This is a genomic window from Methylobacterium sp. Leaf399, assembly GCF_001424525.1.
In the GTDB taxonomy this organism is placed as follows: domain Bacteria; phylum Pseudomonadota; class Alphaproteobacteria; order Rhizobiales; family Beijerinckiaceae; genus Methylobacterium.
On record NZ_LMQK01000009.1, the window covers coordinates 26,289 to 40,663 of the forward strand.

The following is a 14,375-nucleotide window of genomic DNA, read 5'->3' on the forward strand; positions in this document are numbered from 1 at the left end:
AGGCGAAGTCTCGTCTATCGGCCGCGCATGCTGTCCCGCCGACATCTCCGGCGGCCCGGCAAGGCATGCGTTTCCGGCGGTGGCGGCCGCCGTCCCCTGCCCGTGGAGGTCCCCGCCTGACGCCTATCGGGCCAGGACGCGCACGGCGTCCTTCGTGGTCGCCACCGCCTGCGAGACACTGCCGACGGAGCCCGTGATGCCGTGGAGGTTGCGGGCGATGGCGGTCACGGCCTCGGCGGCGACCTGCATGTTCGAGGACATGTCCTGCGTGACCACGCTCTGTTCCTCCACCGCCGCGGCGGTGGCGATCACGTGGTCGCGCATCGTCTCGACGCTGCCGCCGATCCGGTCGAGAGAGCCCGCCACCTGCCGCGAGATCGCCTGGACGCTGTCGATCTCGGTGGAGATGCGCTGTGTCGCCGTCGCGGCCTGGTTGGCGAGGTTCTTGACCTCCTGGGCCACCACCGCGAAGCCCCGGCCGGCCTCCCCCGCCCTGGCGGATTCGATGGTGGCGTTGAGGGCGAGCAGGTTGATCTGGCCGGCGATGGTCTGGATCAGGCCGACGATGCCGCCCATGGCGGTGGCCGCCTCGGTGAGCCTGTGCGTGAAGGCGCCGGCGGCCTTGACCTGGTTCTGCGCGTCGTCCGTGGCGTGGCGGGACTTGGACATGCTCTGCGAGATCTCGCAGACCGAGGCCGCCAGTTCCTCGGCCGCCGCCGCCATGGTCTGGACGTTGGTGGAGGTGGAGCCGGCCGCCTGCGCCGCGGCCGCGGATTCGCGGTCCGACACGGCCAGGGCCCCGTCGATCTCGCCGAAATTCCGTTCCAGCAGGGCCTGGAGCTTCATCAGCATCGTCACCTGCGCGGTGACGTCGCTCGCGAATTTGACGATCTTGTAGGGCCGCCCGCTGGCGTCCAGGATCGGGTTGTAGGAGGCCTCGATCCAGACCGCGCGGCCGTCCTTGGCGATGCGCTTGAACTGGCCGGCCTGGTAGACGCCCCGGCGCAGGGCCGCCCAGAACTCGCCGTAGGCGGCGCCCGCCCGCACCTCCGGCTCCACGAAGATGCCGTGGTGGCGGCCAACGATCTCCGACAGGTCGAAGCCGAGGGTCGACAGGAAGTTGGCGTTGGCGTCCAGGATGGTGCCGTCGAGGTCGAACGCGATCACCGCCTGCGACTTGCCGATGGCCTCGATCTGACCCTGGCGATCGGCATCCATGAGCTTGCGGGCGGTCACGTCGGTGGCGATCTTCACGACCTTGAACGGTCGGCCGGAGCGGTCGAGGACCGGGTTGTAGGACGCCTCGATCCACACCTCGCGGCCGCCCTTGCCCAGGCGCCGGTACTGGGCGGCCTGGTAGCGGCCGGACCGGAGGTTCTGCCAGAAGTCGGCATAGGCGGCGCCGGCCTGTTCGTCGGCCTCCACGAACAGCCTGTGGTGCCGGCCCTGGATCTCGGACAGGTCGTAGCCGACCACCTCCAGGAACCGCTCGTTGGCGGTGATGATGACGCCGTCGAGATCGAACTCGATGATGCCGTTGGACTGGGAGAGTGCCGCCAGCGTCGCCTTCTGCTCGAAGGACGATCTGCCCCATACGTCGATCATGATGGCCTCCGGCGTCCCGCCCCGGTGTCGACCGGGACCGACGCGCATCCGCGTCGATCAGATCCGCCGACGCATGTATTCGATGTGAAAAAATACCACCATAGGGTTTAATCCTGAGTTAAGATCGTTGCAGCGCGGTCCGTGAACGGATCGGTATCTCGAACGGGTGGGCCGCCCCCGCGCGAATGCCTTGGCGCTGCAAAGGCAGATCCTTCGCCGACGGCCGGCATCGGGCGAAACCTTGTGGCGCGTGCGAGACGAGCCGCCGCGCCGGTGCGGCTACTCGCGCCGGAGCCGGTGTCGGGCTCTCGCCGGTCCCGGGCTCTCGCCACTCCCGGGCTCTTGCCGCTCTCGGGTTCTTGCCGACCCGGGGCTCTTGCCGATCCGATCCGCCCGGACGACATAGCAACCACCGAACGACCGCGGCCCGCGCGGGTTCGGCCCGGCCGGTGCCGCCACGGTCGCTCCACGCGTGATTCCGAAGAGACCCGATGGCCAAAGCCAAAGCCGCCGCCAAGACCAGTCTCGACAAGACCAGTCTCGACGAGACCAGCCCGGCCGCGAGCGCGCCGCCCAAACCGGTCTCCCCGAAGACGGCGTCTTCGAAGGCCGCCGCCGCCAAGGGCGTCCGGGCGAAGGCCGAGCCGGCGGCCGAGGAAGCACAGGCCGAGGCCCGGCTCGAGGCGCTGTTCGACGGTCCGCGCGACACCCGGGTCATCGCCGTGCGCGGCGCGCGCGAGCACAACCTCAAGAACATCGACCTCACGATCCCGCGCGACCGCCTCGTGGTCTTCACCGGGCTGTCGGGCTCCGGCAAGTCGTCGCTGGCCTTCGACACGATCTACGCCGAAGGCCAGCGCCGCTACGTCGAGTCGCTCTCGGCCTACGCCCGCCAGTTCCTGGAGATGATGGCCAAGCCCGACGTCGACCAGATCGACGGGCTCTCGCCGGCGATCTCCATCGAGCAGAAGACCACCTCCAAGAACCCGCGCTCCACCGTGGGGACCGTCACCGAGATCTACGACTACATGCGCCTCCTGTGGGCGCGGGTCGGCATCCCCTATTCGCCCGCCACAGGCCTGCCGATCGAGAGCCAGACCGTCAGCCAGATGGTCGACCGGGTGCTGGCGCTGCCCGAGAAGACCCGGCTCTACCTGCTCGCCCCCGTGGTGCGCGGCCGCAAGGGCGAGTACCGCAAGGAGATCGCCGAGTTCCAGAAGAAGGGCTTCCAGCGCCTTCGCATCGACGGCGAATACTACCCGATCGAGGACGCGCCGAAACTCGACAAGAAGCTCAAGCACGACATCGACGTGGTGGTGGACCGCATCGCGGTGCGCGCCGACATCGCCGGGCGGCTGGCGGAATCCTTCGAGACGGCGCTGGAACTCGCCGACGGCATCGCCCTCGTGGCCTTCGCAGACGGGGCCGAGGGCGAAAGCCCCGAGCCGATCACCTTCTCCTCGCGCTTCGCCTGCCCGGTCTCCGGCTTCACCATCGCGGAGATCGAGCCCAGGCTGTTTTCCTTCAACAACCCCTTCGGCGCCTGCCCGACCTGCGGCGGCATCGGCCACGAGATGCGGATCGACCCCGAACTCGTGATCTCCGATCTGCGCCTGAGCCTCAAGCGCGGCGCCATCGGCCCCTGGGCGAAATCGACCTCGCCCTATTACGGCCAGACCCTCGATGCCCTGAGCCAGCACTACGGCTTCAAGACCGGCGTGCCCTGGGCCGACCTGCCCGAGAGCGCGCGCACCGTGGTGCTCTACGGCTCGGGCCGCGAGTCGATCCGGTTCTCCTACAACGACGGGCTTCGCGCCTATGCGGTCAACAAGCCGTTCGAGGGCGTGATCCCCAACCTGGAGCGCCGCTACAAGGAGACCGAGAGCGACGCCTCCCGCGAGGACATCTCGCGGTTCATGAGCGAGACGCCCTGCGCGGCCTGCGCCGGCAAGCGCCTCAAGCCCGAGGCCCTGGCGGTGAAGGTGGCGATGCAGGACATCGGGCAGGCCACGGCCCTGTCGGTGCGCGAGGCCCACCGCTGGTTCTCCGACCTCTCGGGGCAGCTCACCGACAAGCAGAACGAGATCGCCGCGCGCATCCTCAAGGAGATCCGCGACCGCCTGACCTTCCTCATCGACGTCGGGCTCGACTACCTCAGCCTGGCGCGCGGGGCGGGCACGCTCTCGGGCGGCGAGAGCCAGCGCATCCGGCTCGCCTCGCAGATCGGCTCGGGCCTCACCGGTGTGCTCTACGTGCTGGACGAGCCCTCGATCGGCCTGCACCAGCGCGACAACGAGCGCCTGCTCGGCACCCTCAAGCGCCTGCGGGACCTGGGCAATTCGGTCATCGTGGTCGAGCACGACGAGGACGCGATCCTGCAGGCCGACCACGTGGTCGACGTCGGGCCCGGTGCGGGCATCCACGGCGGGCGGATCATCGCGCAGGGCACGCCCGCGGAGGTCCTGGCCAACCCCGCCTCCCTCACCGCCAAGTACCTGACCGGCGAAATGAGCGTGCGCACCCCCACCGCCCGGCGCAAGGGGGCCAAGGGCAAGCTCACCCTGGTCGGCGCACGCGGCCACAACCTCAAGGACGTCACCGTCGAGATTCCGCTGGGCACCTTCACCTGCGTCTCGGGCGTCTCGGGCGGCGGCAAGTCGACCCTGATCATCGACACCCTCTACAAGGCGGTGGCCAAGAACCTGAACGGGGCGATGGAGCACCCCGCCCCGCACGAGCGCCTGGAGGGGCTGGAACACCTCGACAAGGTCATCGACATCGACCAGTCCCCGATCGGGCGCACCCCGCGCTCCAACCCGGCCACCTACACCGGCGCCTTCACCCCGATCCGCGACTGGTTCTCGGCGCTGCCCGAGGCCAAGGCCCGCGGCTACCAGGCCGGGCGGTTCTCCTTCAACGTCAGGGGCGGGCGCTGCGAGGCCTGCTCGGGCGACGGCGTCATCAAGATCGAGATGCACTTCCTGCCGGACGTCTACGTCACCTGCGACGTTTGCAAGGGCCGCCGCTACGACCGCGAGACCCTGGAGGTGAAGTATCGCGGCCGCTCCATCGCCGACGTCCTCGACATGACGGTGGAGGAGGCCGCCGACCTGTTCAAGGCCGTCCCCTCGATCCGCGAGAAGATGGAGACGCTGGCCCGCGTCGGCCTCGGCTACGTCAAGGTCGGCCAGCAGGCCACCACCCTGTCGGGCGGCGAGGCGCAGCGGGTGAAGCTCTCCAAGGAGCTCTCGAAGCGCGCCACGGGCCGCACCCTCTACATCCTCGACGAGCCCACCACCGGCCTGCACTTCCACGACGTCGCCAAGCTCATGGAGGTGCTCCACGAACTCGTGGACCAGGGCAACACCGTGGTGGTGATCGAGCACAACCTCGAGGTCATCAAGACCGCCGACTGGGTGATCGACATGGGGCCCGAGGGCGGCGACGGCGGCGGCGAGGTCGTGGCGCAGGGCACGCCCGAGCAGATCGCGGCGGCGAAGGGCAGCCACACCGGCCGCTTCCTGCGCGACGTGCTCGCCCGGCGGCCCCTGGGAGCGCCGGCTTCCAAGACGACGTCCCCCAAGGCGACGTCCCCCAAGCCGCCGATCCCCAAGGCGCGGGCTGCCGGCGGCCGCTGAAGCCGGCGTCGCTCCGGAAAGGCGCGCCTGCCCGTGATTCGGGCGGTCGCTGCCCGTTTGGGGCCCGCTGGAGGCCTCCGGCGGACCGTCGGGGCGGGCGAGGCCGTGACGCCGGTTTGCGCATCGGTCGACGCGCGATTGCGCAATCGTCCCGGCCGTAGGCTCCCGATCAAGCGATTGATCGTCTTGCGTTATTCTGCCGACGCGTCCCGGACAAACCCAAGGTCTTCGTCACGAGATCTTGGGCAAGACCTTAACGAATCCTTTCCAGGCCGTGCAGCCGAATTGCGGCTTTTGCGCAACGGTCGATTTGGAACTGCCTTGCCGGCGAGCATCCCCCTGTCATTCGCCGCCGACCTGTAGAATAGTTCTCAGCGTTGAGACGCGACTTGGGGCCGCAATGGGGGGCCACACACCGACTGCGAATCACACCGCGACCAAGCGGTGGACCAAGCGGGAAGGTGCGTAAGGCTGCGTCGCGGACGCCTGAAATCCTTGGGAAGGAAAAACACGATGACGAAGAACTGGCTGGCCGCTGGAGCACTTGCGGCCACGATGACCATGACCGCTACCGCGTCCTATGCCCAGACCACCACCGTTCCCGGTGAGCAGGTCGGTCTGGCCACCGGCGCTCCGCTGCCCGAGGGCATCTACGCGCTGAACACGTTCGTCTACCGCAGCAACGAGAACGTCACCCCCGGCAGCGTCGACGTCGGCGTGAACGTCCCGGTGCTGGTGTGGTCGACCCCGTTCGTTCCCTTCGGCGGCCGCATCGAGCTGCTCGTCGCTCCCCCGACCGTCTTCGCCTTCGGCAAGAACGGCGGCCCGAACGGTTCGCGTGACCTGTCCATCAACGTCGGCACCTTCGTGGGCGGCATCTGGGCGTTCGACCTCGGCGGCAACGTCGGCGTCAGCTTGCTCGGCGGTGTCTACCTGAACGAGCTCAACGGCGACCGCGGCGTTCTCGTGAACAACGCCGGCACCACCTTCGCCACCCCCGTGCTGCCGCAGCTGGCCTCGAACACCTACCGCGCCGGCATCGCCATCAGCTACACCGGCGACGGCTACAACCTCACCGCCAACCTGACCGGCAACTTCTACGACTCCCCGGCCACCTTCGGCGGCAACAACGCTTTCGGTACCCGTGGACCGTTCATCATCTCCGACTCGCTCAACCTCGACCTGACCGCGACCAAGAAGTTCGGCAAGTTCGAGATCGGCGCCATCGGCTACGGCACCGTCAACCTCGACACCAGCCCGAACAGCCTCGCCTTCCGCAACCGCGGCAACTTCTCGCTCGGCGGCCTCATCGGCTACGACTTCGGACCGTTCACGGCCCAGGCCTATGTCGCCACCACCGTCGCGAACGCCGTCCGTCGCGCCGACACGGTCGAGGGTTGGTTCCGCGTGATCGTGCCGCTGTACTCGCCGACCCCGGTCGTCGCTTCGGCCGCTCCGATCGTCCGCAAGTACTGATCTCGCAAGTCCAGATCCGTTCATCCTCTGAACCGATCTGAATGGTCGCTCCCGGTTCGTCCGGGGGCGACCTTTTCGTTTTCGGGGTCGCGTCCGGCTGCGAGCGACCGGCCCCCGTGGGCCTTTCGGATCGTCGAGGGACGCAAGGGGCCGCCGTTCGTTGTCACGGCTTCGTCCGGTGCGAGCGCGTCGCGCCATCGGTGGTCCGGCTCCGGTCGATGGATCGCCGCCTCGCACGCAGGGGCGGGCCCGGCTCGCGGTTCGGCCGGGCGCGGTCGGTCGCGCAGGGCGGGACGTCCGGAGCCCGACGTGACCTCACGTCGGACCGCCCCATCCCTCGCCTTCGGCAGGACGGGCGCGACAGGGCCGGCCGAACGCCGGCCGCGATCGTCCCCGCAGGCTTTTCGATGGTGACGGACGAACGGGTTCCGGACGTCGAAGGAAGCCGAGGCGGCTTACGCGAACAGGCTCGACACGCTCGATTCCGTCGCGGTCCGGCCGATGGCCTCGCCGAGCAGCGGCGCGATGGTGGCGACCCGGATGTTGCGGGCGAGCTTGACCGCCTGGGTCGGCTGGATCGAGTCGGTGATCACCAGCTCCTTCATCCGCGAGGCGGCGATGCGCGAGACCGCACCCCCCGACAGCACCCCGTGGGTGATGTAGGCCGAGACGTCCTTGGCACCGGCGGCCAGCAGCGCATCGGCGGCGTTGACGAGGGTGCCGCCGGAATCGACGATGTCGTCGACGAGGATGCACGAGCGCCCCTCGACCTCGCCGATGATGTTCATCACCTCCGATTCGCCCGGGCGCTCGCGGCGCTTGTCGACGATGGCGAGCGTCGCGTCGATGCGCTTGGCGATGGCGCGCGCGCGCACCACGCCGCCGACGTCGGGGGAGACCACCATCCACTCCCTGGGATCGAGGCGCTCCTTGATGTCGCGCACGATCACCGGGGCGGCGAAGAGGTTGTCGGTGGGGATGTCGAAGAAGCCCTGGATCTGGCCGGCATGGAGATCGAGGGTCATCACCCGGTCCGCGCCGGCTTCCGTGATGAGGTTGGCCACCAGCTTGGCCGAGATCGGGGTGCGGCCCGACGTGCGCCGGTCCTGGCGGGCGTAGCCGAAGTACGGGATCACCGCGGTGATGCGCCGGGCCGAGGAGCGCCGCGCGGCATCGATCATGATGAGCAGTTCCATCAGGTGATCGTTGGCCGGGTAGGAGGTCGACTGGACGATGAACACGTCCTCGCCGCGCACGTTCTCCTGCAGCTCGACGAAGATCTCCATGTCGGCGAAGCGCCGGACCATGCATTTGGCCAGCGGCATCTCGAGATAGGCGGCGATGGCCTCGGCCAGCGGCCGGCTGGCGTTGCCGGCGATGATCTTGATCGAGGACTTCATGCCGGGACTTTCCACCAGTGTGCTCGCGCCGACAGGCGTGGATGGCACCCGACCCGGTGCGCGTGGCCGAACGACGGGCGTGGGCCCGCACGGCGCGCGGGGACCGGCCTCGTCGATGCCCGCGCTCTTAACAGCGGCGGGGGGGCGTCACAATGCCTTCATGCGAGCGGTCCGCCGTCATCCCAGGCCCCGGGCACCGTCGGCGACGCGCCCTGCCCCGTCCCGGCAATCAGGGCGCGAGAAGACTGTGCAGATGCACGACGAAGTAGCGCGTCTGGGCGCTGTCCACGGTCGCCTGCGCCTTCGACTTCCAGGCGGCCTGGGCCGAGGCGAAATCGGGGAAGATGCCGACGATGTCGAGGCCGGGCACGTCCTTGAAGTCGACGCCGTCGAGGCTCTCGAGTTCACCGCCGAACACGAGGTGCAGTTTCTGGCCGCTGTCGATCGTGGTTGTCACATGCCTCTCCTCGTCGGGCCGGGGTTCGCCGCGCGCCCTTTAAGCACGGCTGCGGGACCCTGCGCGAGCGGTCCGGCCGGGATGCGTCCCATGCTCGGGCCGCCGGGCTCGTCCCGACGCCATGGCTAACGCTCGTCGGCAAGCACGCCGTGCGCCAGATTCGGCTTCACACGTCGAACAGCGACCCCTGCGGGGCGGCGGCCGACGCCTCGACCGTGGTGTCCGCGACACCGCGCTTCTGGGCCGCGCGCCTGCGCCGGGCGGGCGCGGGCTTCTGCGGCGCGTCCTCGCCGGGGGGGGCGTGGCCGTCGGCGTCGGTGACGACGCCGATCCGGCCGTCGGCGAATTCCAGGGTGAGCCGCTCGCCCGGCCCGAGGGTCGCGGTCCCGCGCACGGCTCCGCCGGCGGCGTCGCGCACCAGGGCGAAGCCCCTCGCCAGCACCGCCCGGTAGCTGAGGGAGCCCAGCAGCCCGCCCAGGGCCGCCAGGCGGTCGCGCCGGCGCTCGCCGAGGCGGGCGGCGGCGGTCGCGAGGCGCAGGGCCAGGGCGCCGAGGCGCTCGCCGTCGCGGGCGGCCGCGGTCCTGGCCCGCCCGAGGGTGGCCGCCTGCGCCAGCGACAGGCGCCGGCTCAGGTGGGTCAGCGCCTCGCGCTTGCGCAGGGTACCGAAGTGCAGGGCCTCGCGCGGCTTGTCCGCCACCAGCCGCAGGCGCCCGCGCGCCATGGCCAGCGCCAGTGCGGGGGGATGGCGGCCGATCCGCTCGGCGAGGCGGGCGAAGCGCGCGCGGTGGACGCGGGCGTTGCCGGCCAGCGCCGGCACCAGCCGGGCCTCGGCGAGGTCGAGGCGCTGGCGCTTGCCCGCCAGCACCGCATCGGCCGCGGGCAGGGCGCGTACGAGGGCACGCAGGTCGCGGGCCTCGCGCACCAGCCGGCGTTCGATGCCCTCGCGCTGGCGGGCGCCGAGGTCGCGGATTTCGGCCAGGAGGTCGGCACGCACCGGCACCGCCATCTCGGCGGCCCCCGTGGGGGTCGGCGCGCGCCGGTCGGACACGAAGTCGATCAGGGTGGTGTCGGTCTCGTGCCCCACCGCCGAGATCAGCGGGATGGTGCCGTCCGCGACGGCGCGCACCACCGCCTCCTCGTTGAAGGCCCAGAGGTCCTCGATCGAGCCGCCGCCGCGGGCGACGATCAGCACGTCGGGCCGCGGGATCGGCCCATCGGGACTAAGCGCGTTGAAGCCGCGGATGGCGGCGGCGATCTCGTCGGCCGCCCCCTCCCCCTGCACCCGTACCGGCCAGACCAGCACCGGACGGGGGAAGCGGTCGGCGAGCCGGTGCAGGATGTCGCGGATGACCGCACCGGTGGGCGAGGTCACGACGCCCACGACCCGGGGCAGGTAGGGGATCGCCCGCTTGCGCTCGGGCGCGAACAGCCCCTCGGCGGCCAGGATGCGCTTGCGCTCCTCGAGCAGCGCCATCCAGGCGCCGATGCCGGCCGGCTCCAGGGCCTCGACGACGATCTGGTAGGAGGACTTGCCGGCGAACGTCGTGATCCGCCCGGTGGCGATCACCTCCAACCCTTCCTTGGGCTTCTGCCGGAGGCGGTTGAAGGTGCCCTTCCAGACCACGGCGTCGATGCGGGCCGAGCCGTCCTTGAGCGAGAAATAGGCGTGGCCCGAGCCGTGCTGGCCGCGATAGCCGGAGATTTCGCCGCGCAGGCGGACATGCCCGAAGGCATCCTCCAGGGTGCGCTTGAGCGCCCCGGCGAGGTCGCTCACCGACCATTCGGGAGCATTCCCGACGGCGGTGGCCTGCAGGGCGGCGGGAGACGGGACCGGTGACATGGCGGGACGCTAAGGCCGGAAGCCCCATCGCGTAAAGCGCGGTCCGCCGGAACACGGCCGGGAACCGGCATGACGGGTGCGTTTCAAGACGCCGGCCCAGCCCTGAGGGCGTCCCGCCCCGCGGCACGGCCGCACGGGCATGCGATAGGCCCTCATCCCGCCTTTCTCGCCGCAGGGGCCGCCGCCTTCGCCGGCGTGCTTTTGGTCGTTCCGGCCTTGGTCGTTCCGGTCTTGGACTTGGCGATCTTGGCCAGTTCCCGCAGGACCGTGGTCGTCACGCTCAGGCGCTCGGGGATCGTGGTGAGCTCGCGGATGAAGACGATGCTCATGTCGGGGCGGACCTTCGCGAAGGAGGCCTGGCCCGCCACGTAGGCCACCAGCCCCTGCGGGTTGGCGAACGACTTGTCGCGGAAGTGGATGACGATGCCTTTCGGCCCGGCCTCGACCTTCTCGATGTTGGTGTCGCGGCACAGGATCTTGATGGTGACGATGCGCAGGAGCTGCTCGACCTCCGGCGGCAGCGGCCCGAACCGGTCGATCAGCTCGGCTCCGAAACTCTCCATCTCGCCGTCGTTCTCGAGGGTCGAGAGCCGGCGGTAGAGGCCGAGCCGCACGGTGAGGTCCTCGACGTAGTGTTCGGGGATGGTGACGGGGGCGCCGAGCGCGATGGTGGGCGACCACGCCTCCTCCACCGGCTCCTCGATCCCGGCCTTGAGGGCGGTGACGGCGTCCTCCAGCATCTGCTGGTAGAGCTCGTAGCCGACCTCCTTGATGTGGCCGGACTGGGCGTCGCCGAGCAGGTTGCCGGCCCCGCGGATGTCGAGGTCGTGGCTGGCGAGCTGGAAGCCGGCGCCCAGGGTGTCGAGGGTCTGGAGCACCTTGAGGCGCTTTTCGGCCTGCACCGTGAGGGTGCGGTTGGCCGGCGTCGTGAACAGCGCGTAGGCCCGCGCCTTGGCGCGCCCGACCCGGCCGCGCAGCTGGTAGAGCTGGGCCAGCCCGAACATGTCGGCCCGGTGGACGATCAGCGTGTTGGCGGTGGGGATGTCGAGGCCCGATTCCACGATGGTGGTGGAGAGCAGCACGTCGAACTGGCCCTCGTAGAAGGCCGTCATGACGTCCTCCAGCTGACCCGCCGCCATCTGCCCGTGGGCCACCGCCACCTTGGTCTCGGGCATCTCCCGGTCGAGGAAGCTCTTGACCTCGGCCAGATCCTCGATCCTGGGCACCACGTAGAACGACTGCCCCCCGCGAAAACGCTCGCGCAGCAGGGCCTCGCGGATCAGGAGCGGATCGAACGGCATCACGAAGGTGCGCACGGCGAGGCGGTCCACCGGCGGGGTCGCGATGATCGAGAGCTCGCGCACCCCGGTCATGGCCAGTTGCAGGGTGCGCGGGATCGGGGTCGCCGAGAGGGTGAGCACGTGGACGTCGGCCTGGAGATTCTTGAGGCGCTCCTTGTGGGCGACGCCGAAGTGCTGCTCCTCGTCGACGATGATGAGGCCGAGGTCCTTGAAGCCGACGGCCTTGGCCAGCAGCGCATGGGTGCCGACGACGATGTCGACGGTGCCGCCAGCGAGCCCGTCGCGGACCCGCTTCATCTCGGTGTTCGAGACGAAGCGCGACATCTGCGCCACCTCCACGGGCAGGCCCTTGAAGCGCTCGGCGAAGGTCCGGAAGTGCTGGCGCGCCAGCAGGGTGGTGGGCACCACCACCGCCACCTGCTTGCCGGAGATGGCGCAGGCGAAGGCGGCGCGCAGGGCCACCTCGGTCTTGCCGAAGCCGACGTCGCCGCACACGAGGCGGTCCATCGGCCGGCCCTCGTTGAGGTCGGACAGGACCGCGTCGATGGCGGTGGCCTGGTCCTCGGTCTCGTCGAAGGGGAAGCGCGCGGCGAATTCGCCGTAGAGGCCGTCCGGCGCCACGAGGCGGGGGGCCTGGCGCACGAAGCGCTCGGCGGCGACCTTGATGAGCTGGCCGGCCATCTCGAGGATGCGCTTCTTCATCCGCGCCTTGCGGGCCTGCCAGGCACCGCCGCCGAGCCGGTCCAGGGCGACCTCGGCGTCCTCGGAGCCGTAGCGGGTCAGGAGCTCGATGTTCTCCACCGGCAGGAGCAGCAGGCCGCCGGCGTACTGGAGTTCGAGGCAGTCGTGCGGCGCACCCGCGGCGGTGATGGTCTTCAGCCCGACGAACCGGCCGATGCCGTGGTCGGCATGGACCACGAGGTCGCCGGGCTGGAGCGCCTGGACCTCGAGGATGATGTCCTGCGGGCGCTTGGCCTTGCGCTTCTGGCGCACCAGCCGGTCGCCGAGGATGTCGCCCTCGGAGATCACCGCCAGCCGGTCGATGACGAAGCCGGACTCGAGGCCCCACACCGCCACCGCCACGTCCGCGCCGCGCTTCAACGCGTTGACGGCGCCCAGCGTGTTGATCTGGACCGGCTTCTTGAGGCCGTGGTCGGCGAGCACGCCGCAGAGCCGGTCGCGCGAGCCCTCGGACCACGCCCCGAGGATGACGTGATGTCCCGAACCCTGCAGGTCCTTCATGTGGGCCACCGCCGCGTCGAAGACGCTGGCGGAATCGTCGGCGCGCTCGGTGGCGAAGCTGCGGCCGGTGCGGGCCTCGCAGTCGATGGTGCCGTCGTCCGGGGTCTCGGGCATCGAGAAGCCGGTGAGGCGCACGACGCTGGCCGCGGCCACGCGCTTGTCCCATTCCGCCGCCCCGAGATAGAGCGCGTCGGGCTTCAGGGGCTTGTAGGGCGCCACCCCCGTGGAGGGCGTCTTCATCGCCTCGGCGCGGGCCTCGTAGTAATCCCCGATCAGCGCGAGGCGCTCGGCGGCGGCCTCCTCCACCTGCGGGTCGAACACCAGCGGCACGCCGGCGAGGTAGTCGAACAGGGTGTCGAGCCGGTCGTGGAACAGCGGCATCCAATGTTCGAGCCCGGCGTAGCGCCGGCCTTCGCTCAGGGTCTCGTAGAGGCGGTCGTCGCGGGTCGCGGCACCGAACTGCGCCACGTAGCCCTGGCGGAAGCGCCGGATCGTCTCGGTGGTGAGCTGGACCTCGCTCATCGGCACGAGGTCGAGGGACCGCAAGGACCCGACCGTGCGCTGGGTCTCGGGGTCGAAGGCCCTGATCGATTCCAGCGTGTCGCCGAAGAAGTCGAGGCGGATCGGGTTGGGCAGGCCCGGCGGCGACAGGTCGAGGATGCCGCCGCGCACCGCGTATTCGCCCGTGTCCCGCACCGTCCCCGTGCGCAGAAAGCCGTTGGCCTCGACCCAGGCGGTGACGGTGTCCATCGGGATGACGTTGCCGATCGCCGCCGAGAACGTCTCCACCGCGATCTTCTCACGGGGCGGGACGCGCTGCACGAGGGCGTTCACCGTGGTGCAGAGGATGCGCGGGCGCTCCTCCGACGACCGCGAGCGGGTGATGCGCGAGAGCGCGGTCATGCGCTCGGCAGCGACGGCGGGGTTGGGCGAGACGCGGTCGTAGGGCTGGCAGTCCCAGGCCGGCACGCTCATCGCCTCGATCTCGGGGGCGACGAACGACAGGGCGCTGCGGAAGGCGGCCGAGCGGCCGGAATCGCGGGCCACGTGCACCAGCACCGCCGGTCCCTCCGCGCGCGCCGCCAGGGCGCGGGCGAGGTCGGCCACCACCACGGCGTCGAACCCGTCGGGCACGTTGACCAGCGTCGGGCTCTTTCCGGCCTTGAGCGCCTCGATGGCGCGGGCGAGCGCCCCCGATTTCGGCAGGGCGAAGCGGGCGGTCTGCGGCTTGGGAGCGGCGGGGACGGGGGCTTTGGGCTGGGGTTTGGCCATCGGGTCGGGGTTTTGAACTCGTGCGAGAGATCGACGGAAGGCCGGGCGGGGCTGGACTCCTGCTCCATCCAACCCGCCACCTCATCCTGAGGTGCCCGCTGTAGCGGGCCTCGAAGGCGGCCTCCAGCCCACCCGACGATTCCC

6 protein-coding genes and 1 pseudogene are annotated in these 14,375 nt (G+C 70.3%); 2 read left to right on the top strand and 5 right to left on the bottom strand.

The window, feature by feature from the left end:
* Nucleotides 1-123 precede the first annotated feature (123 nt).
* Nucleotides 124-1,605 (bottom strand): methyl-accepting chemotaxis protein, encoded by a 1,482-nt coding sequence (locus ASG40_RS07725; protein ID WP_055883195.1) that lies wholly within the window; start codon nt 1,603-1,605, stop codon nt 124-126.
* Between the two features lie 491 nt (nt 1,606-2,096).
* Here ASG40_RS07725 and uvrA point away from each other — a divergent pair, with 491 nt between their 5' ends.
* On the top strand, nt 2,097-5,243 hold the full coding sequence (gene uvrA, locus ASG40_RS07730; protein WP_055883196.1) for an excinuclease ABC subunit UvrA: 3,147 nt from the start codon (nt 2,097-2,099) through the stop codon (nt 5,241-5,243).
* A 513-nt stretch (nt 5,244-5,756) separates the two neighbouring features.
* Nucleotides 5,757-6,719, top strand: a complete 963-nt coding sequence (locus ASG40_RS07735; protein ID WP_055883198.1) for a transporter — start codon at nt 5,757-5,759, stop codon at nt 6,717-6,719.
* Nucleotides 6,720-7,174: 455 nt separating this feature from the next.
* Here ASG40_RS07735 and ASG40_RS07740 read toward each other — a convergent pair whose 3' ends face one another.
* The 4 genes and pseudogenes from ASG40_RS07740 to mfd all read right to left on the bottom strand — a co-directional run.
* Nucleotides 7,175-8,119: a ribose-phosphate pyrophosphokinase gene (locus tag ASG40_RS07740; RefSeq protein WP_055883200.1), complete on the bottom strand. Its 945-nt coding sequence runs from the start codon at nt 8,117-8,119 to the stop codon at nt 7,175-7,177.
* 229 nt (nt 8,120-8,348) lie between these two features.
* Nucleotides 8,349-8,576 (bottom strand): DUF4170 domain-containing protein, encoded by a 228-nt coding sequence (locus ASG40_RS07745; protein ID WP_055883203.1) that lies wholly within the window; start codon nt 8,574-8,576, stop codon nt 8,349-8,351.
* 166 nt (nt 8,577-8,742) lie between these two features.
* The gene (gene xseA, locus ASG40_RS07750) at nt 8,743-10,416 is read right to left on the bottom strand and encodes an exodeoxyribonuclease VII large subunit (RefSeq protein WP_055883205.1); all 1,674 of its coding nucleotides are present in this window, start codon (nt 10,414-10,416) and stop codon (nt 8,743-8,745) included.
* Nucleotides 10,417-10,652: 236 nt separating this feature from the next.
* A pseudogene (gene mfd / locus ASG40_RS07755) lies at nt 10,653-14,231 on the bottom strand (transcription-repair coupling factor); the annotation flags it as partial.
* Nucleotides 14,232-14,375: the final 144 nt, after the last annotated feature.

Excerpts from the sequence above, each read along its gene's own strand:
- ASG40_RS07735 (WP_055883198.1), top strand. The coding sequence starts at position 5,757 with ATGACGAAGAACTGGCTGGCCGCTGGAGCACTTGCGGCCACGATGACC.
- uvrA (WP_055883196.1), top strand. The coding sequence starts at position 2,097 with ATGGCCAAAGCCAAAGCCGCCGCCAAGACCAGTCTCGACAAGACCAGT.
- ASG40_RS07740 (WP_055883200.1), bottom strand. The coding sequence starts at position 8,119 with ATGAAGTCCTCGATCAAGATCATCGCCGGCAACGCCAGCCGGCCGCTG.
- ASG40_RS07725 (WP_055883195.1), bottom strand. The coding sequence starts at position 1,605 with ATGATCGACGTATGGGGCAGATCGTCCTTCGAGCAGAAGGCGACGCTG.
- xseA (WP_055883205.1), bottom strand. The coding sequence starts at position 10,416 with ATGTCACCGGTCCCGTCTCCCGCCGCCCTGCAGGCCACCGCCGTCGGG.